Origin of the sequence: Hydrogenophaga sp. NFH-34, assembly GCF_021401345.1 — a bacterium.
Lineage (GTDB): Bacteria > Pseudomonadota > Gammaproteobacteria > Burkholderiales > Burkholderiaceae_C > Hydrogenophaga > Hydrogenophaga electricum.
In genome coordinates this window covers 101,860-119,210 of the sequence record NZ_JACBGE010000015.1, presented here as the reverse complement: position 1 = coordinate 119,210, position 17,351 = coordinate 101,860, and the positions used below count along the sequence as shown (strand labels likewise).

Sequence of the window (17,351 nt, the reverse complement as noted above, 5' to 3'; positions counted from 1 at the left end):
CACAACCATGCCCGGAGTCTGAGGGGCTTCAGGCCCCGGCGGTAGTGCAGGCGCGTTCACTTCAGATATACGATTAGCGCATGAATAAAAGCCCTGTCCGCCCGCAGACGCCGCCGCCCCTGGCGGGTGCCGGGGACCGGCTGGACCTCATGCAGACCTTCGTGCGCATCGTGGAGGCGGGCAGCCTGTCGCGCGCGGCGGCGCAGATGCAGACCACGCAGCCCACCATCAGCCGCCGGCTCCAGACCCTGGAACGCCTGCTCGGCCTGCGCCTGTTGCAGCGCTCGACACGCGCCATGCACCTGACCGAAGACGGCGAACGCTGCTACGAACACGCCAAGGCCCTGATCGACCAGTGGGAAGCGCTGCAAAGCGATGTGCGGGGCGACCACGACACCCCGCGCGGCCACCTGCGCGTGGCGGTGCCGCACGCGTTCGGGCAGGAGCAACTGGTGCGGCCCATGACCGAGTTCCTGCTGCGCCACCCCGACGTGCAGGTGGAATGGCTGCTGCGCGACGACGTGCGCGACTTCATCGGTGCCGGCATCGACTGCGCGATCCAGGTCGGCGAGGTGCGCGACCCGTCGGTGGTGGCGATTCGCCTCATGGACGTGCCGCGCATCGTGATCGCGTCGCCCCGGCTGTGGCCCGCCGACGCACCACCGCCACAGGTGGAGGACCTGCCTGACCTGCCCTGGCTGGCCCTGCGCACCTACTACCGCAGCGAAGTGGTGCTGGCCCATCCGCAGACGCGGCACACCCGCCGCTTCGCGATCCACCCCCGCCTGAGCACCGACAACCTCTACGTGCTGTGCAACGCCGCCATCTTCGGCCTGGGCGCGGGCATTGCCTCGGCCTGGATGGTGGCCGATGCCCTGGCCGACGGCCGGCTGGTGCACCTGGCGCCGCCATGGCAGGCTCCTTCGCTGCCGGTGTACCTGGTCTATCCGCACGCCCGCTTCTACCCACCCCGGCTGCGCCGCTTCATCGACGCCATGCGGGCCGCGATGCCGGTCGCGGGCGGGGTCACCGCCTGAGCGGTCGCCCCCGGGCCGGCTGGCACCAGCGGGACGACCCGGGGCTCATGCGCGCCGGTGCCAGGCCAGCGCCCGTGGCGTGATGAGCACCAGCGCCACCGCGGCCAGCAGGGTGGCCGACATCGGCCGCTGGAAAAACACCAGCCAACTGCCTTCGCCGATGGCGATGGCGTTGCGCAGGTGCGCCTCGGCCAGCGGCCCGAGGATCAGGCCCACGATCACCGGTGCGATCGGGAAGTCGAAGCGCCGCATGGCAATGCCCGCCAGCGACAGGCCGTACATGAGGAACAGGTCGAACGCGCTCTGGCGCATGCCGTACACGCCCACGGTCGCGAAGATGAGGATGCCGGCGTACAGCGGCGCGCGCGGAATGCGCAGCAGCTTCACCCACAGCCCCACCATCGGCAGGTTCAGCACCAGCAGCATCACGTTGCCGATGTAGAGCGAGGCGATCAGCGCCCACACCAGCGTCGACGAGGTCTGGAACAGTTGCGGCCCGGCCTGGATGCCGTAGTTCTGCAACGCCGACAGCAGGATGGCCGCGGTCACCGACGTGGGAATGCCCAGCGTCAGCAGCGGCACCAGCGTGGCGGTCACGGCCGCGTTGTTGGCCGCCTCGGGGCCGGCCACACCCTCGATGGCGCCCGCCCCGCCGAATTCGGCCTGGTGTTCGGGCGCGGCCAGCTTGCGCTCGGTGGCGTAGCTCAGGAAAGTTGGGATTTCCGACCCGCCCGCCGGGATGGTGCCGAACGGGAAACCGATGGCCGTGCCGCGCAGCCAAGCAGGCCAGGAACGGCGCCATTCGGTGCGCGTCATGTGGGCCCGGGTCATGCGGTTGAGCGTGCTCGGGTTGCGGCCCTCGTAGAGCGCGTTGTAGAGCGCTTCGGTCACAGCGAACAGGCCCACTGCCACCAGCACCACCTCGATGCCGTCCATGAACTCCAGCACGCCACCGGTGTAGCGCACCTGGCCGGTGATCTGGTCGATGCCCACCAGCCCCATGGCCAGGCCGAGGAACAGCGCCGTCAGCCCGCGCAGCGAACTCTGGCCCAGCACCGCGCTCACGGTGGTGAAGGCCAGCAGCATCAGGCAGAAGTACTCGGGCGGGCCGAGCTGGACGGCAAAGTCGGCCAGCAGCGGCGCGAACAGCGTCACCAGCACGGTGGCGATGGTGCCGGCCACGAAAGAGCCGATGGCCGAGGTGGCCAGCGCCGCGCCGGCGCGCCCGCTCTTGGCCATCTTGAAGCCTTCGAGCGCGGTGACCATGGTGCCGGTCTCGCCCGGCGTGTTGAGCAGGATGGAGGTGGTCGACCCGCCGTACATGGCGCCGTAGTAGATGCCGGCGAAAAAGATCATCGACGCGGTCGGCTCGACCTGGCCAGTGATGGGCAACAGCATCGCCACCGTGACCGCCGGGCCGAGGCCGGGCAGCACGCCGATGGCCGTGCCCAGCGCACAGCCAGCCAGCGCCCACAGCAGGTTGATGGGCGTGGCGGCGGTGGCAAAACCGCCCAAGAGTTGGTTGAAGATATCCATGGTGTTCTGGTCTAGATCCAGCCGGACGCGGTCAGGCCCGGCAGATTGACCGCCAGCACCTTGGTGAACATCCAGTACGTGGGGGCGGCGATCACGATGCCGGTCACGGCATCGCGCACCGCCTGCAGCGCGCCGCCGGCCGGTTTGCCTTCGCTCAGGCGCAGGCCCCGCACCGCCAGGGCAAAACACAGGGCGCAGCTGAGCACAAAGCCGATGGAGGTGATCAGCGCCGCGTTGCTCAGCACGCCGGCCGACACCCAGGCAAACGCCGGCCAGTCACCGCGTGCCGCGCCGGACGGGATTTCCAAGTGCCGGAAGCCCCCGGTGCGCGCCTCCCACAGCAGCAGCGCGCCACACACCGCGAGCGCCACCGTCACCACCCAGGGCAGGAAGTCGGGGCCGACACCGGCATAACCGGCATCGGAGGGCAAGCCCGCCGCGCCCCAGGCCAGCACGCCGGCCACGCCCAGTGCGGCCAGGCCCATCAGGGTCTGTCCCGTCCGGCTGCCGCCCGGCACCGCTTCGGCGGCCAGTGAAAGGTCTGCACGCATGGTTGCCTCCGCTCAGACCATGCCCGCGCGCACCATGGTCGCGCGCAGCGAAGCGAAATCGCGGTCCACGAACTCGTCGAAGGCTTTGCCGGTCAGCAGCGCCGGGGTCCAGTTGTTCTTGGCCAGCGCGTCCTGCCAGGCCTTGCTCTTGGTCGCCTTCACGATCATGTCGGTCAGCGCGTCGCGTTGCGCGGGGGTGATGCCGGCCGCGCCATACACGCCGCGCCAGTTGCCGATCTCGATGTCGATGCCCTGCTCCTTGAGCGTGGGCACGTCGATGCCGGCAATGCGCTGCGCCGAAGTGATGCCGACGGCGCGCATCTTGCCGCTTTCGATGTAGGGCTGGAACTCGCTGTAGCCGCTGCCACCGATGGTCACGTTGCCACCCAGAATGGCCGCGACCGCTTCGCCACCGCCCCGGAACGGCACGTAGTTGATCTTCGCGGCCGACACCCCCGCCAGCTGCGCAATCTGCGCGGCCGCGATGTGTTCGGTCGCACCGCGCGAGCCGCCCCCCCACTTGACGCTGCCCGGGTCCTTCTTGAGCTGCTCGACCACCTCCTTCATGCTCTTGAACGGCGAATTCGCCGGCAGCACGAACACGTTGTATTCGGTGGTGAGCCGTGCAATGGGCGTGAGCTGCGTGATCGACACCGGCGGCTTGCCGGTGATGATGCCGCCCAGCATCACCGCCCCCATCACCATCAGCGCGTTCGGGTCGCCCTTGCTGGCGTTGAAGAACTGCGCCAGCCCGATGGCGCCGGCCGCGCCACCCTTGTTCTCGAACGTGACCGACGACGCCACGCCCGCATCGCGCAGCGCGTCGCCCAGGGCCCGGCCCGTGCCGTCCCAGCCACCGCCGGGGTTGGCGGGAATCATCATCTTCAGGTTGGCACTGGCCCAGGCAGCCGGCGGCAAAGCACCAGCGGCGGCCAGAGCGGCCAGGGATTTGAGGAAAGTGTCGCGACGCATGGGGAGTCTCCTTGGTGTGGGCCGAAACGGCACGGCGAACTGACAGGCGCGATGTTCCTGTCGGCCGCTGTCAATCGGCTGTCGATCGCCCTAGGACAAACCCTGATCCCGGAAACCCCGGAAGGCGTCCCCATAATCGCCCCCGGATGAAGCTGCTCCTGATCGAAGACAACCTGGCAATGCGCACCACCCTGCAGCGCACGCTGGAGCGCCGCGGCATGCAGGTGCAAACCTGCAGCGACGGGCAGCAGGCCCTGGCCCAGTGGCAGGCCTGCCAGCCCGATGCGGTGCTGCTGGACCTGAGTCTTCCCGGCCGCGACGGCCTGCAGGTGCTCGGCGACGCGCGCGCCGCCGGCCTGCGCACGCCAGTGATCATCCTCACCGCGCGCGGCACCGTCGGCGACCGCATCATCGGCCTGAACACCGGTGCCGACGACTACCTGCCCAAGCCGTTCGACCTCGACGAACTCGAAGCCCGCGTGCGCGCCCTGGTGCGCCGTGCCACGCCCACGGCCGACGCGGCACAGGCACCGGCCCTGCCACAGGCCGCCTGGTGCGGCATGCAGATCGACCGGGACAGCGGTGCCGTCTACCACGACGGCCAGCCCATGGAACTGGCCCCGCGCGAACTGGCCCTGCTGCGCGCCGTGCTGGCACGCCCGGGTCAGGCCATCGCGAAAGAGCGCCTGTTCGAACTGGTTTTCCCCGGTGAAAGCCAGGCCCTGCCCGAAGCCATCGAGGTGGTGGCCTACCGGCTGCGCAAGAAGATCGCCCACACCGGCGCGCAACTGGTCACGCTGCGGGGCCTGGGCTACCTGCTGCGGGCGTCCCCGTGATCTCCGCCCGGCCCCGCACACCCCGGTCGCTGCGGCGCACGCTGCTGCTGGGCATCCTGCTGCCGGTGTTCGGCTTCCTGGTGCTCAACACCGTGGTGCTCTACCGCCAGGCCCAGGCTGCGGCCAACACCGCCTACGACCGCACGTTGCTGGCCACCGCCAAATCGCTTGGCGAAGACCTGGAGGTCAGCCCATCCGAGCAAGGCCCGCAGTTGCAGGCTTCGGTGGCGTATTCGGCCCTGGAAGCCTTCGAGGCCGACAACCGCAGCCGCCTGTACTACCGCGTCAACGGCTTTGCCGGCGAAATGGTTTCCGGCTTCGCCGACCTGCCACCACCCCGGGCCAACCTGCCCGACCAGAACATCTACGCGGCGCTGGTCCACTTCTACGACACGCGCTACCGCGACACCCCCGTGCGCATGGCCGTGCTGCTGCAGCCCGTGGCCGGTGCGGCGGGCCACGGCATGGCCACCATCCAGGTGGCGGAGACCCTGGAGCTGCGCGAGACACTCGCGCGCCAGATCCTGGTCGACACCCTGGGACGGCAAGCCGTGCTGGTGCTGGTGATCGCCATGGTGGTGGTCTTCGTCGTGCAGCGCGCCACCCGGCCCGTGCGGCAGCTCAGCCACGCGCTGGCCGCGCGCAGCGACAACGACCTCTCGCCCCTGCCGCTGGAAGACGCCCCGCGCGAGCTGCACCCCCTGCTGGCGGCGACCAACCAGCACATGGAGCGGCTGTCCCAGTTGCTGGACCACCAGAAGCGCTTTGTGCGCGACACCTCGCACCAGCTGCGCACGCCGCTGGCCGTGCTCAAAGCCCAGGTGCAATCGGCCCGGCGCGGCGACCTGCCCGCGCCGCAGGCCCTGGAAGAAATCGCCCACACCGTCGACCGCGCCACCGAACTGGCCAACCAGATGCTGGCCCTGGCCAAGGTGGAACAGCTGCGCCAGCAACGCGACGAGGTGCCCGACACCGACTGGGCCGAAACCGTGCGCCAGGTGGCCCTGGATCTGGCCCCGCTGGTGGCCAATCAGGGGCTGGACTTTTCGCTCACGGCGACGGCGCCCGCACCCGTGCGCTCGCACGAATGGGCGCTGCGCGAACTCACCCGCAACCTGCTGCACAACGCCATCAAGCAGTCACCGCCGGGCGCACGGCTGGGCGTGCACCTGGTGAGCGATCCGCACACCGTGGCACTGACCATCAGCGACGATGGCCCGGGCATCGCCGATGCCCAGCGCGAGCGGCTGTTCCAGCCCTTCGCCACCGGCGCCAGCCCACGCCCGGGCGAAGCGGGCTCGGGGTTGGGGCTCGCCATCTGCCAGGGCATCGTGCAGTCGCTGCACGGCAGCATCGAGCTGATCAACCGCACGCAGCGCGGCCAGGTGCAGGGCCTGGACGCCGTCGTGCGCCTGCCCCGCTCCGTGGCAATATCCGTCTGACCCCACTGCCCTTGCGCGCATGAACCCACCCACCACCGCACCCGACTCAGCCCGCCTGCGCCTGGACAAATGGCTCTGGGCCGCCCGCTTCTACAAGACCCGCAGCCTGGCCTGCGACGAAATCGACAAGGGCCGTGTGCGCGTGAACGAACAGATCGCCAAGCCTGCGCGTGAAGTGCGCGCCGGCGACACGGTGGAGGTGCGCATCGGCACCGTGGTACGCACCGTCATCGTCAGGGCGGTGAGCACCACGCGTGGGCCGGCACCGGTTGCGGCCCTGCTGTACGAAGAAACGGAAGCTTCGCGCCTGGCACGCGAAGCGGCGGCCGAACGCCGCCGGCTCGCCCCCGAACCGGCCCTGGCGCAAACGCAGGGGCGCCCCACCAAACGCGACCGGCGCGACATCGACACCCTGCGCGGCCGCACCGACTGGAACGACCGCTGGAGCGCCTCGATCGACGGCGACGCCTGAGCGCCGTTCAGGCGCGCCGCAGCCCCAGCCACATCACCGCGGCGACCACGATCAGCCCGCCAGCGACCTGCACCGCCGCGATGGTCTGCCCCAGCACGGCCCAGGCCAGCACCAGCGCAAAGATGGGCTCCACATTCATGATCGCCGAGTTGCCCACCACACCCAGCCGGGGCAACACGGTGAACATGATCGTGAAGGCCGTGCCGTAGAGCACCGTCAACCCCGCCAGTCCCCACCAGCCCACGGCCGATGCCGGCAGCGCGGGCCCGCCCTGCGCCATCACCCCGACCAGCGCCATGAGCGCCACCAGCGCCATGGTGGCTGCGGTGCGCACCCGCCCATCCACCCCGGCCGTGCCGTGCTGGATGATCACCAGCGCGAGGCCGAAGCTCGCCGCCGCGGTCAGCGCGAACGCCACACCCGCGCCGATGCGCCCCCAGTGGTCGGCAGCGCCCAGCCCAGAAGCCGCACCGGACACATCCAGCGCCAGCGCCAGACCCAGCAGCAGCACGGGCATGGCCATCAGGACGCGACGGTCCGGCCGCTCGCCGTACACCACGCGCGCCCACAAGGCGGTCCACAAGGGGTAGGAATTGAAAGCCAGCAAGGCCAGCGCCACCGGCAGGCGGGCCACGGCGGAATACAGGCAAAGGCTCTGAGCGCCGATCAGCCCGCCCACGATCAGCAGCGCACGGCGCTGCCGCGCATCGGTCCGCCACGGGAGTCGATAGCCGACCACCACGGCCAGCACCACCACGGCGGTCACCGTGCTGCGAAACAGCACCGCCGTCGCCACATTGACGCCATCGTTGAACGCCAGACGGGCCGCCACGTGGTTGGCGCCCATCATCAGGGCGATGAGCAACAAGGTGGCGAACGCGGCGGCAGAAATCGAGCGAGCAGGAGAAGCCATGGGGGGCGATTGTCACCGCGCGCTGGGTGGCCAGGCGGTCGCTCGGGCTACAGTCCGCGGTGCTGACCGGGAATCAGCCCTGCGCAGTCACTGCCCGGCTTCCTGATCCAGCTTCTGCAACCGGTCGGTGCCTTGCTGCAACGCGTCCTGCAACTGCTGCTCGACCACCTTCTGCGTGGCCTTGCCTTGCTCCAGTTCCTGCTGCTTGAGAGCGGCTGCGGTGGCCGCGCTGCCGGCGGCCTCCATGCCGCATCCGGCCAGGGCCCAGGCAGCCGCCATCGCCATGCCCCATCCCACACACCTGTTCATGCCTTGCTCCCGGTGGATATGCGCCAAGAAAAAAGCCCAAGTGGATTCACTTGGGCTTTTTGTATGGCGGAGCGAGAGGGATTCGAACCCTCGATGAGGCTCTACACCCCATACTCCCTTAGCAGGGGAGCACCTTCGGCCACTCGGTCATCGCTCCGGAGCCACATATTATGCCTCAACTGAAGGCACTTTCTGCGAAGTGCCGGCTGTCTGCGGCACGTTTCCCTTTTACTCGGCGATGGTGTCGATGGTCTTGTCCAGATCGAACTCGCGGTGCAGGGCGCGCACGGCCAGCTCCATGTACTTCTCGTCGATCACCACCGAGGTCTTGATTTCGGAGGTGGAGATCATCTGGATGTTGATGCCCTCGTCGCTCAGGCACTTGAACATGCGGCTGGCCACGCCCACATGGCTGCGCATGCCGATACCGACGATGGAGACCTTGCAGATGCGCGTGTCGCCCACCACGTCGGCGGCGCCCAGCGACGGCACCACCTGGGTCTTGAGCAGGTCCAGCGTCTTCTGGTAATCGTTGCGGTTCACCGTGAACGAGAAGTCGGTCTTGCCGTCCTTGCTCAGGTTCTGGATGATCACGTCGACCTCGATGTTGCCCCCGGCGACCGCACCCAGGATCTGGTAGGCAATGCCCGGCTTGTCGGGCACGCCCAGCACGGACACCTTGGCTTCGTCACGGTTGAAGGCAATGCCGGAAACAACGGCTCGTTCCATATCTTCGTCTTCCTCGAAAGTGATCAGGGTGCCAGAGCTGGCTTCTTCGTTCAGGTCGATGTCCCAGGGCGTGAAGCTGGACAGCACGCGCAGAGGCACCTTGTACTTGCCCGCAAACTCCACCGAGCGGATCTGCAGCACCTTGGAGCCCATGCTGGCCATCTCCAGCATTTCCTCGAAGCTGACACGCTCCAGACGACGCGCTTCCGGCACCACGCGCGGATCGGTCGTGTAGACGCCGTCCACATCGGTATAGATCAGGCATTCGGCCGCCTTCATCGCTGCGGCCACGGCCACGGCAGACGTATCGCTGCCGCCGCGGCCCAGCGTGGTGATGTTGCCGTCAGGATCCACGCCCTGGAAGCCGGTGACGATGACCACCTTGCCCGCAGCCAGGTCAGCGCGCACGCGCGCATCTTCGATCGACTCGATGCGGGCCTTGGTGTAAGCGTCGTTGGTCTTGATGGCCACCTGCCAGCCCGCGTAGCTCACCGCCTCAATGCCTTCGGCCTGCAGCGCGATCGCCAGCAGCGCCGACGATGCCTGCTCGCCCGTGGCGGCCAGCATGTCGAGTTCACGCCCATAGGCCTTGCCCGGCTTTTCCGGGGCCACTTCCTTGGCCAGGGCCAGCAGGCGGTTGGTCTCGCCGCTCATGGCGCTGGGCACCACGACCATCTGGTGACCGGCCTTGTGCCACTTGGCCACGCGCCGGGCCACATTGCGGATGCGCTCGGTCGACCCCATGGAGGTGCCGCCGTACTTGTGAACTATCAATGCCATCGGGAAGGAACAGGTTGGGAGAGGATGTCCGACACATCCCCCGAGGCCCGCGCACCGGGCCCGGTGCCGGACGCCCCGGAAATCGCCGGGAAGAACCGCAAAGCCCCGCCAAAACACCGGGCGAACTCCGGCAAACAGCGAGAGGCAAAACCTTGGGATTATACCGACCGGTCGAAACGCAGCCGATCGCCGTCGCGCTGCACCTGACCGTCGGCCACCTTGAGGTGGATGCGGTGGCCGCGCGTGCGGCAGGCATCGATCTGCAACAGCAGCGCGTCCAACTGGACCTCGCTCGGCGCCACCGCCTCGTGCCGCCGCAACCAGTGCCGCAGCAGGTTGGCCTGGCGCGGACGCGAGAGGGCTTGCAGCGCCCCGATGGCGGGCGGCACACCCGTGCCCTGCAGGTCCTCGGCAGCAAGCTCGTCCAACAGCCCCTGGGCCTGCGCGATGTGGCGCATGCTGCGCGCCAAGGTCTCGCGCCAGGCGGGAAAGTCCTGTGCCCAGGCCGGCAGCAGATGCGCCCGGATGCGGTTGCGCGTGAAGCGCGGATCGGCGTTGCTCGGATCATCGGCAAACGCCTGCCTCCGCGCCACCAGCCAAGCGCGCAAGCTGGCCGACGACACGCCCAGCCAGGGGCGGCCAAACACCACCCCATGGCGCTCGAAGCGTTCGGGCATCCCGGCCAATCCCGGCAGACCGGCTCCCCGCGCCAGCGCCAGCATCAGGGTCTCGGCCTGGTCGTCGGCATGCTGGCCCAGCAACACACAGCCGGCACCGCGCTGCCGGGCCATGTCGGCCAGCGCGCGGTAGCGGTATTGACGCGCCGCGTCCTCAGGGCTTTGGCCGGGCTGCGCGCGCGCATCCAGCCGGCAGACGTGCACCGGGATGCCCAAGGCCCGACCTGTGAGAAGGGCCATCGCTTCAAAGTCGTCGGCAGCGGCTTGCAGGCCATGGTGCACGTGCAGTGCCAAGACCTGCCCCGGCCAGAGGGTGTGCGCCGCCAGCAACAGCGCGGTGGAGTCCGCCCCGGCACTGAAAGCCACGGCCACCGGCGCAGCCAGCGGATCGGGCAACCATCGAGCGCCCCACGCTACGAGTGCCGCCGCGCCAGGAGAAGATGCGTCGCCTGGCGCGCTGTTGGCCACAGGTGCCACGGTGGCGACAGCGCCTCAGCGCTTGTCTTTGGTGTCGGCCTTGGTGTCGGTGAAGCGGCCGTAGCTGTCGATGCGCTGGTAGCGCCGATCAAGCAGCTCTTTGACCTTGAGGTCCGCCACCTGGCGCCAGGCGTCGCCCAGCGCGCGCTTGAGGAAGGCAGCCATCTGCTTGTGGTCGCGGTGCGCGCCGCCCACGGGCTCGCTCACGATCTTGTCGACCAGGCCCAGCGCCTTGAGTCGGTGCGCGGTGATGCCCAGGGCTTCGGCAGCGTCGCTGGCGCGGTCGCTGGTCTTCCAGAGAATGGAAGCACACCCTTCCGGGCTGATGACCGAATAGACGGAGTACTGCAGCATCAACACCTGATCGGCCACGGCGATGGCCAGCGCGCCGCCAGAGCCGCCTTCACCGATGATGGTGGAGATGACGGGCACTTCCAGCTGCGCCATCTCGAAGATGTTGCGGCCAATGGCTTCGGACTGGCCACGCTCCTCGGCGTCGATACCCGGGTAGGCGCCCGGCGTGTCCACGAAGGTGAACACCGGCAGCTTGAACTTTTCAGCCAGCTTCATCAGGCGCAGCGCCTTGCGGTAGCCCTCGGGCTTGGTCATGCCGAAGTTGCGCGCGGTGCGCTCCTTGGTGTCGCGCCCCTTCTGGTGGCCGATGACCATGCAGGGCTGCCCGTTGAAACGGGCCAGCCCCCCGACGATGGCGAGGTCGTCGGCGAAATGGCGATCACCGTGCAGTTCCTGGAAATGCGTGAAACAGTCGCGCACGTAGTCCAGCGTGTAGGGGCGGTCCGGGTGCCGGGCAATCTTGGTGATCTGCCAGGGCGTGAGGCTGCTGTAGATGTCCTTGGTCAGCTGCAGGCTCTTGCCCGACAGCTGTTCGATTTCGGCCGAGATGTCGACAGCCGATTCGGTCTGCACGTAGCGCAGCTCTTCGATCTTGCCCTCGAGTTCGGCAATGGGCTGCTCGAAGTCGAGAAAGGTTCTTTTGGCCAAGGTGAAACTCCTTTGGTCTTAGCTTGAACGGCGTCCGGGATGCAAAAAAGAAGCCCGATCGGGCCTCAGTAACTCACCGGCAACGGGTCCAGCGAGCGCCAAATATACCAAGTGGCGACGCTGCAGAACGGCGCCCAGGAGCCGGCGACCTCGCGAATCTCCGAGCGGCTGACCGGCTCGCCCGAAAAGTAGCACCGGCTGATGCCGTTCTGCAGACCGATGTCGTCCAGCGGCAGCACATTCGGCCGCATGAGATGGAAGATCAGGAACATTTCGGCCGTCCATCGGCCGATGCCGCGGATCGCCACCAGCTCGGCCACGATGGCCTCATCGTCCATGCTGGCCCAGTCGGCCACGTGCACCTGGTTGTTGGCAAAGTGCAGCGCCAGGTCGACCAGATACTCCACCTTGCGCGCCGAGAGGCCGGCCGCGCGCATGTCGTCGACCTTGAGCTTGAGTACGTGAGCCGGCGTCAGCTTGCGTGGCAGCTTCTCGAACCGGTCCCACACCGACTGGGCGGCCTTCACCGAAATCTGCTGGCCCACGATGCTGCGCGCCAGGGTGATGAACGCATCACCACGCGACTGGAGGCAGGCGCCCGGGTATTGGGGGATGAGTTTTTTCATCACCCGGTCGCGCTTCATCAGATGGCGGCAGGCCTCCTGCCAGTACAAGGGAGCATCGGCGCCGACCTCGGGCAGCGTGGCGGTGGCCATCAGTGGCGCTCCCAGGTGGTGCCCGCGGGGCCATCTTTGAGCACGATGCCTTGCACCAGCAGCGCCTGGCGGATGCGATCGGCTTCGGCAAAATTCTTCGCAGCCTTGGCGGCGGCGCGCTCCGCAATCTGCCCGGCAATGGCCACTTCATCCAACCCTTCGCCCGCACCGCCGGCCTGGAGGTAGGTGGCCGGGTCCTGTTGCAGCAAGCCCAGCACCCCGCCCAGCGCACGCAACAAACCGGCGAGTTCGGGCGCCTTGCTGCGATTGACTTCCGACGCCAGGTCGAAGAGCATCGCCACCGCTTCGGGCGTGCCGAAATCCTCGTCCATCGCCGCCTTGAAGCGGGCCGCCAAAGGCTGCTGCCAGTCGATGGCGGCGTCAACCGCCGGGCCTGCACCAGCCAGCGCCGTGTACAGCCGCTTGAGCGCCGCCCGGGCGTCATCGAGGTGCGCGTCGCTGTAGTTGAGCGCGCTGCGGTAATGCGCGCGCAGCACGAAGAAGCGCACGGTCTCGGCGTCGTATTTCTCCAGCACTTCGCGGATGGTGAAGAAGTTGCCCAGGCTCTTGGACATCTTCTCGTTGTCGACCCGCACGAAGCCGTTGTGCATCCAGAAACGGGCCAGTGGCTGACCCGTGGCACCTTCGCTCTGGGCAATCTCGTTCTCGTGGTGCGGAAACTGCAAATCGGCTCCACCACCGTGGATGTCGAAACTTTCGCCCAGCATCTGGCAGCTCATGGCCGAGCATTCGATGTGCCAGCCGGGTCGACCGCTGCCGTAGGGACTGTCCCACTGGGCCTCCACCGGCTCGTCGGGTTTGGCGGCCTTCCAGAGCACGAAGTCCAGCGGATCCTGCTTGCCGTCGTCCACGGCCACACGTTCCCCGGCACGCAGGTCGTCCAGCGATTTGCCCGAGAGCTTGCCATACCCCGGAAACTTGCGCACCGCGTAGTTCACGTCGCCATGGGGGCTGCGGTAGGCGAGGCCCCGGTCTTCCAGGCGGCGCACGATGTCGAGCATCTGCGGCACATACGCGGTGGCACGCGGCTCGTGGGTCGGTCGCTCGACACCCAGGGCATCGGCATCCTGGTGCAGCGCCGCGATCATGCGGTCGGTCAGGGCCGTGATCGTCTCGCCGTTCTTGAGCGCGCGCGCGATGATTTTGTCGTCGATATCCGTCACATTGCGGACATAGGTCACGCGATAGCCACTGGCCTTGAGCCAACGCTGCACCACGTCGAACGCCAGCATGGAACGGGCGTGGCCGAGGTGGCACAGGTCATAAACGGTCATGCCGCACACATACATGCGCACATGGCCGGGCTCCAAAGGCCTGAAAACCTCCATCCGGCGGGTCAACGTGTTGTAAATTTGCAGAGACATGAAAACGACCGACAAACCACCATCAGCGCAGGCGATGGCGGTGTTCTGAAACGGGAAGCGGGATGGATCAGCGGTGGTGTCATCGAAGGCAGGACCTTCGACCCGGAAAGCCGGGGAATGCGGAGCTCAGAATGCGGGAACTGCATCCATTGGCACTACACCCCTCAGATACAATGGAACAGTATATCCAGCAGGCCCCGGCGGCATCTACCGCGGCGCGCCCTCCTTCAACCCGAGATTGTCTGCGTTTGCCCACCCCAATTCGTTGACACGAGGCTCCATGACCACTCCAGCGACCCCCCTCCTTTCCGCTTCTGCCCCTCTGGCCGGCGCGGCCTGGCGCACCACCGCGCAGCGAGCAGCCATCGCCGTGGCCACGGCCTTTCTGTGCGCCACCGCCCAGGCCCAGCCGGACGACTATGCCGAGGTCAACCGACTGGTGCGGGCCGGGCAGCTCGGTGACGCCCTGACCAAGGTCGACCAATACCTGGCCGGCAAGCCCAAAGATCCCCAGATGCGCTTCCTGAAAGGCGTCATCCAGACCGAGTCCGGCAAGACGACCGACGCCGTGACCACATTCACCCAGCTGACGCAGGACTTCCCCGAACTGCCCGAGCCCTACAACAACCTCGCGGTGCTGTACGCCGGCCAGAGCCAGTTCGACAAGGCGCGTGCAGCACTGGAAATGGCCATCCGCACCAACCCGAGCTACGCCACGGCGCACGAAAACCTGGGTGATGTGTACGCCAAACTGGCCAGCCAGGCGTACAGCAAGGCGCTGCAACTCGACTCGAACAACACCGCCGTCTCGCCCAAGCTGAACCTCATTCGCACGCTGTTTGCGGCCGATGCCAAGGGCGTCAAACCGGCTGCTGCCGCACCGGCGAGCCAGCAAGCGGCGGCCAAGCCGGCCACGCCCGCAGCAGCTCCGGCGCCCGTAGCGGCCGCACCTGCCGCACCGCCCACACCAGCGCCGGTGCCCGCTGCACCCACCCCCGGCGCACAGGGCGATGTTGAAGCCGCCGTGGAAGCCTGGGCCAAGGCCTGGTCCAACAAGAACATGTCCGGTTACCTGGGCGCCTACGCTCCCAACTTCACGCCCACTGGTGGCCAGTCCCGCAAAGACTGGGAAAGTGAGCGCCGCTCGCGCATCGTTCCCCGCTCCCGCATCGAAGTGGGCATCAACGATCTGGACGTGAACGTCAACGGCGATCGCGCCACGGCACGTTTCCACCAGACCTACCGCTCCGACGCCACCAATGTGTCCAGCCGCAAGACACTGGAAATGGTCAAAAGCGGCAACCGCTGGCTGATCCTGCGCGAATCCACCGGTTCCTGATGGCCGGCCCCCGGTTCTTTCAACGCGGCCACGCCCAGATTGCCCCGGGCTTTGCTGGGCGCGAGTGGCGTCCTGGCTCTCGCCGTCGAACTTGGAACCTCCGCGCATGGGGTGCTGCATTGCTCGGCCTGCTGGCCGCGGGCGGTGTAGCTGCGTACCTCTTTCTGGCCAACCGCGCTGAAGGCGGAGCAACGGCCCCTCCCGCCACGGACACCGGTTCCCTCCTGGACAATGCCCTGGCCAAAGTCCAGGCCGCGGTGTCGGACGGCAGCGCACCCACGCCCGCCGTGCGCGGCGGTTTGCTCAGAACCCCTTTGTCGGCTCCGCTGCAGCAGCAGATCAGCACCACACTGGGTCGCGGGGAAGCCAGGCTCATTCATATCTACCAGTTGATTGGCCAGGGTGATCACCGCACCGCGCTCGCAGAGGCCGAGTCCCTGGTTCGCGACCACCCCAACTTCCAACTGGCCCAGTTGGTGCTTGGTGACCTGCTCAGCGTGCATGCGCGGCCGGTCAGGCAACTGGGCGATGTGCCCGACACCAAAGCACAACTGGCTGCGCAACAGCTCAGCATCCTGCGGGAAGAGTCGCGACGGCGCCTGCTCGCCCTCACCGAACGCCCACCGGAGGGCAGCATCCCGGCACAGTTCCTGGCCTTGTCGCCGCAAAGCCGCCATGCGATTGCGGTTGATGCTTCGCGCTCGCGCTTGTACCTGTTCGAGAACACAAGCCCGCCGGCCAGCAACGGCAAACCAGCCCAGGCCCGCCTCAAGTTGGTGGCAGACTACTACATCTCGGTCGGCACGGGGGGCGTCGAAAAGCAATTCGAAGGCGATCTGAGGACGCCTCTGGGGGTGTACTACATCACCAGCACGCTGAACCCCAAGTCGTTGCCCGATCTGTACGGCGTGGGGGCCTTGCCCCTCAACTACCCCAATGCGCTCGACCTGCAACGGGGCAAGACCGGCAGCGGCATCTGGCTGCACGGCACCCCCAGCGAACAGTACGCCCGCGCGCCGCTGGCATCCGAAGGTTGCGTGGTGGTGTCCAACGCCGATTTCACCCACATTCTGTCGACGGTGCAAATCCGAACCACGCCGGTGGTGATCGCGTCCGAACTGCAATGGGTCCGTCCCGATGCCCTCGACACCGATCGCACCCAGTTCGAATCGGCCCTGGAGGCCTGGCGCCAGACCAAGAGCCGCGGCCAGATCGAGCAACTCAAGACCTTCTATTCCGAACGCTTTCAGAGCCAGGGCCGTGATCTCGCCCAGTGGTGGCCCCGGGTGGAAAAAGAAGTCCAGGCGACAGGCTCCCGAGAGCTGTCCTTGCGCGACATTTCCCTGCTGCGCTGGCGCGACAGCGATGACACCATGGTGGTGACCTTCGGCGAAGTGCCTGCCGGCCAAGGTCGAGGGACAACGCGCCGCCAGTACTGGTCACACGAAAACGGCCAGTGGAAAATCTTCTACGAAGGAAACATCTGATGGTTTTCTCCCCCATCCGCCGGTACCTGATGGTGCTGTCGGCGGGCGTTGTGCTCTTGGCGCACAGTCTGCCGGGACTCGCGCAACCGGCCCACCCCAAAGTCCGCATCAGCACGAACCTTGGCGACATCGTCGTCGAGCTCTATCCGGACAAAGCCCCCAAGACCGTTGAGAACTTCCTGCAGTACGTGCGTGACAAGCACTATGACGGCACGATCTTCCACCGCGTCATCGGTAATTTCATGATCCAGGGCGGCGGTTTTGACGCCCAATTCCGGCAGAAACCCACGCGCGCGCCCATCACCCATGAAGGCCAGGCTGCGCTGGAAAAAGGCGGCCCCCGCAACGTGGTCGGCACCCTGGCGATGGCGCGCACCAACGACCCGCATTCCGCGTCGGCCCAGTTTTTCATCAATGTGAAGGACAATCCCTTCCTCGACCCGACACCGATCCCTCCTGGCGACCCGGTGCCGCGTTTCGAATACGGCGGGCAGGTCTACCAGAACGTGCCCCGCGCACGCCTCCTGGGTGCCGGGCAACTGTTCGGCTATACCGTGTTCGGCAAGGTCATTGCCGGCATGGATGTGGTCAACAAGATCAAGGACGTGCCCACGGGCGCGGGCGGCCCGTTCCCGACCGACGTGCCCAAGACCACCGTCACCATCCTCAAAGCCACCCTGGAGAACTGAAC

The 17,351-nt window shown here is 67.4% G+C and carries 17 protein-coding genes and 1 tRNA gene; 7 read left to right on the top strand and 11 right to left on the bottom strand.

Features of this window, described 5'->3' with window-relative positions:
• The first annotated feature begins 80 nt into the window (after positions 1-80).
• The gene (locus L0977_RS15535; RefSeq protein WP_234265760.1) at positions 81-1,037 is read left to right on the top strand and encodes a LysR family transcriptional regulator; all 957 of its coding nucleotides are present in this window, start codon (positions 81-83) and stop codon (positions 1,035-1,037) included.
• 45 nt (positions 1,038-1,082) lie between these two features.
• Here the strand turns inward: L0977_RS15535 and L0977_RS15530 are convergent, their stop codons facing one another.
• Genes L0977_RS15530 through L0977_RS15520 form a run of 3 tightly spaced genes read right to left on the bottom strand, consistent with a single transcriptional unit; the run spans position 1,083 to position 4,096 of the window.
• Entirely contained in the window at positions 1,083-2,573 is a 1,491-nt protein-coding gene (locus L0977_RS15530; RefSeq protein WP_234265759.1) for a tripartite tricarboxylate transporter permease, read from the bottom strand.
• A gap of 11 nt (positions 2,574-2,584) precedes the next feature.
• A complete protein-coding gene (locus L0977_RS15525) occupies positions 2,585-3,124 on the bottom strand; it encodes a tripartite tricarboxylate transporter TctB family protein (protein ID WP_442786641.1) in 540 nt (179 codons plus the stop codon).
• A 12-nt stretch (positions 3,125-3,136) separates the two neighbouring features.
• The gene (locus L0977_RS15520; protein WP_234265758.1) at positions 3,137-4,096 is read right to left on the bottom strand and encodes a Bug family tripartite tricarboxylate transporter substrate binding protein; all 960 of its coding nucleotides are present in this window, start codon (positions 4,094-4,096) and stop codon (positions 3,137-3,139) included.
• 146 nt (positions 4,097-4,242) lie between these two features.
• Between L0977_RS15520 and L0977_RS15515 the strand changes: the two genes are divergently transcribed.
• Genes L0977_RS15515 through L0977_RS15505 form a run of 3 tightly spaced genes read left to right on the top strand, consistent with a single transcriptional unit; the run spans position 4,243 to position 6,846 of the window.
• Entirely contained in the window at positions 4,243-4,932 is a 690-nt protein-coding gene (locus L0977_RS15515; RefSeq protein WP_234265757.1) for a response regulator transcription factor, read from the top strand.
• Positions 4,929-6,374, top strand: coding sequence for a sensor histidine kinase (locus L0977_RS15510; RefSeq protein ID WP_442786640.1), 1,446 nt, complete (start codon positions 4,929-4,931; stop codon positions 6,372-6,374). Before L0977_RS15515 ends, L0977_RS15510 begins: the two co-directional genes overlap by 4 nt.
• Before the next feature lie 19 nt (positions 6,375-6,393).
• Positions 6,394-6,846, top strand: a complete 453-nt coding sequence (locus tag L0977_RS15505) for an RNA-binding S4 domain-containing protein (protein ID WP_234265756.1) — start codon at positions 6,394-6,396, stop codon at positions 6,844-6,846.
• A gap of 7 nt (positions 6,847-6,853) precedes the next feature.
• Here the strand turns inward: L0977_RS15505 and L0977_RS15500 are convergent, their stop codons facing one another.
• The 8 genes from L0977_RS15500 to cysS all read right to left on the bottom strand — a co-directional run bounded on the left by L0977_RS15500 (position 6,854) and on the right by cysS (position 13,834).
• Positions 6,854-7,759: a DMT family transporter gene (locus tag L0977_RS15500; protein WP_234265755.1), complete on the bottom strand. Its 906-nt coding sequence runs from the start codon at positions 7,757-7,759 to the stop codon at positions 6,854-6,856.
• Positions 7,760-7,846: 87 nt separating this feature from the next.
• Entirely contained in the window at positions 7,847-8,044 is a 198-nt protein-coding gene (locus tag L0977_RS15495; protein ID WP_234265754.1) for a hypothetical protein, read from the bottom strand.
• An 88-nt stretch (positions 8,045-8,132) separates the two neighbouring features.
• A tRNA-Ser gene (locus L0977_RS15490) sits at positions 8,133-8,225 on the bottom strand.
• 71 nt (positions 8,226-8,296) lie between these two features.
• Positions 8,297-9,577, bottom strand: a complete 1,281-nt coding sequence (locus L0977_RS15485; RefSeq protein WP_234265753.1) for an aspartate kinase — start codon at positions 9,575-9,577, stop codon at positions 8,297-8,299.
• Between the two features lie 158 nt (positions 9,578-9,735).
• Positions 9,736-10,650 carry a tRNA lysidine(34) synthetase TilS gene (gene tilS / locus L0977_RS15480; protein WP_234265752.1) on the bottom strand — a complete coding sequence of 305 codons (915 nt, stop codon included), beginning with the start codon at positions 10,648-10,650 and terminating at the stop codon, positions 9,736-9,738.
• 96 nt (positions 10,651-10,746) lie between these two features.
• Complete coding sequence (locus L0977_RS15475) at positions 10,747-11,733, bottom strand: acetyl-CoA carboxylase carboxyltransferase subunit alpha (protein ID WP_234265751.1); 987 nt, start codon at positions 11,731-11,733, stop codon at positions 10,747-10,749.
• 65 nt (positions 11,734-11,798) lie between these two features.
• On the bottom strand, positions 11,799-12,449 hold the full coding sequence (locus L0977_RS15470) for a DNA-3-methyladenine glycosylase family protein (protein WP_234265750.1): 651 nt from the start codon (positions 12,447-12,449) through the stop codon (positions 11,799-11,801).
• Positions 12,449-13,834, bottom strand: coding sequence for a cysteine--tRNA ligase (cysS, locus tag L0977_RS15465; RefSeq protein WP_234265749.1), 1,386 nt, complete (start codon positions 13,832-13,834; stop codon positions 12,449-12,451). The genes L0977_RS15470 and cysS overlap by 1 nt, the downstream gene beginning before the upstream one ends.
• A gap of 280 nt (positions 13,835-14,114) precedes the next feature.
• Here cysS and L0977_RS15460 point away from each other — a divergent pair, with 280 nt between their 5' ends.
• From L0977_RS15460 to L0977_RS15450, 3 genes are all read left to right on the top strand, one after another.
• Positions 14,115-15,173, top strand: coding sequence for a nuclear transport factor 2 family protein (locus L0977_RS15460; protein ID WP_234265748.1), 1,059 nt, complete (start codon positions 14,115-14,117; stop codon positions 15,171-15,173).
• 119 nt (positions 15,174-15,292) lie between these two features.
• Positions 15,293-16,660: a L,D-transpeptidase family protein gene (locus tag L0977_RS15455; RefSeq protein ID WP_234265747.1), complete on the top strand. Its 1,368-nt coding sequence runs from the start codon at positions 15,293-15,295 to the stop codon at positions 16,658-16,660.
• Positions 16,660-17,349, top strand: coding sequence for a peptidylprolyl isomerase (locus tag L0977_RS15450; protein WP_442786639.1), 690 nt, complete (start codon positions 16,660-16,662; stop codon positions 17,347-17,349). Before L0977_RS15455 ends, L0977_RS15450 begins: the two co-directional genes overlap by 1 nt.
• The last annotated feature ends 2 nt before the right edge of the window (positions 17,350-17,351 follow it).

Excerpts from the sequence above, each read along its gene's own strand:
- L0977_RS15535 (WP_234265760.1), top strand. The coding sequence starts at position 81 with ATGAATAAAAGCCCTGTCCGCCCGCAGACGCCGCCGCCCCTGGCGGGT.
- L0977_RS15530 (WP_234265759.1), bottom strand. The coding sequence starts at position 2,573 with ATGGATATCTTCAACCAACTCTTGGGCGGTTTTGCCACCGCCGCCACG.
- L0977_RS15525 (WP_442786641.1), bottom strand. The coding sequence starts at position 3,124 with ATGCGTGCAGACCTTTCACTGGCCGCCGAAGCGGTGCCGGGCGGCAGC.
- L0977_RS15520 (WP_234265758.1), bottom strand. The coding sequence starts at position 4,096 with ATGCGTCGCGACACTTTCCTCAAATCCCTGGCCGCTCTGGCCGCCGCT.
- L0977_RS15515 (WP_234265757.1), top strand. The coding sequence starts at position 4,243 with ATGAAGCTGCTCCTGATCGAAGACAACCTGGCAATGCGCACCACCCTG.
- L0977_RS15505 (WP_234265756.1), top strand. The coding sequence starts at position 6,394 with ATGAACCCACCCACCACCGCACCCGACTCAGCCCGCCTGCGCCTGGAC.
- L0977_RS15500 (WP_234265755.1), bottom strand. The coding sequence starts at position 7,759 with ATGGCTTCTCCTGCTCGCTCGATTTCTGCCGCCGCGTTCGCCACCTTG.
- L0977_RS15495 (WP_234265754.1), bottom strand. The coding sequence starts at position 8,044 with ATGGCGATGGCGGCTGCCTGGGCCCTGGCCGGATGCGGCATGGAGGCC.
- L0977_RS15485 (WP_234265753.1), bottom strand. The coding sequence starts at position 9,577 with ATGGCATTGATAGTTCACAAGTACGGCGGCACCTCCATGGGGTCGACC.
- L0977_RS15470 (WP_234265750.1), bottom strand. The coding sequence starts at position 12,449 with ATGGCCACCGCCACGCTGCCCGAGGTCGGCGCCGATGCTCCCTTGTAC.
- cysS (WP_234265749.1), bottom strand. The coding sequence starts at position 13,834 with ATGTCTCTGCAAATTTACAACACGTTGACCCGCCGGATGGAGGTTTTC.
- L0977_RS15460 (WP_234265748.1), top strand. The coding sequence starts at position 14,115 with ATGACCACTCCAGCGACCCCCCTCCTTTCCGCTTCTGCCCCTCTGGCC.
- L0977_RS15450 (WP_442786639.1), top strand. The coding sequence starts at position 16,660 with ATGGTTTTCTCCCCCATCCGCCGGTACCTGATGGTGCTGTCGGCGGGC.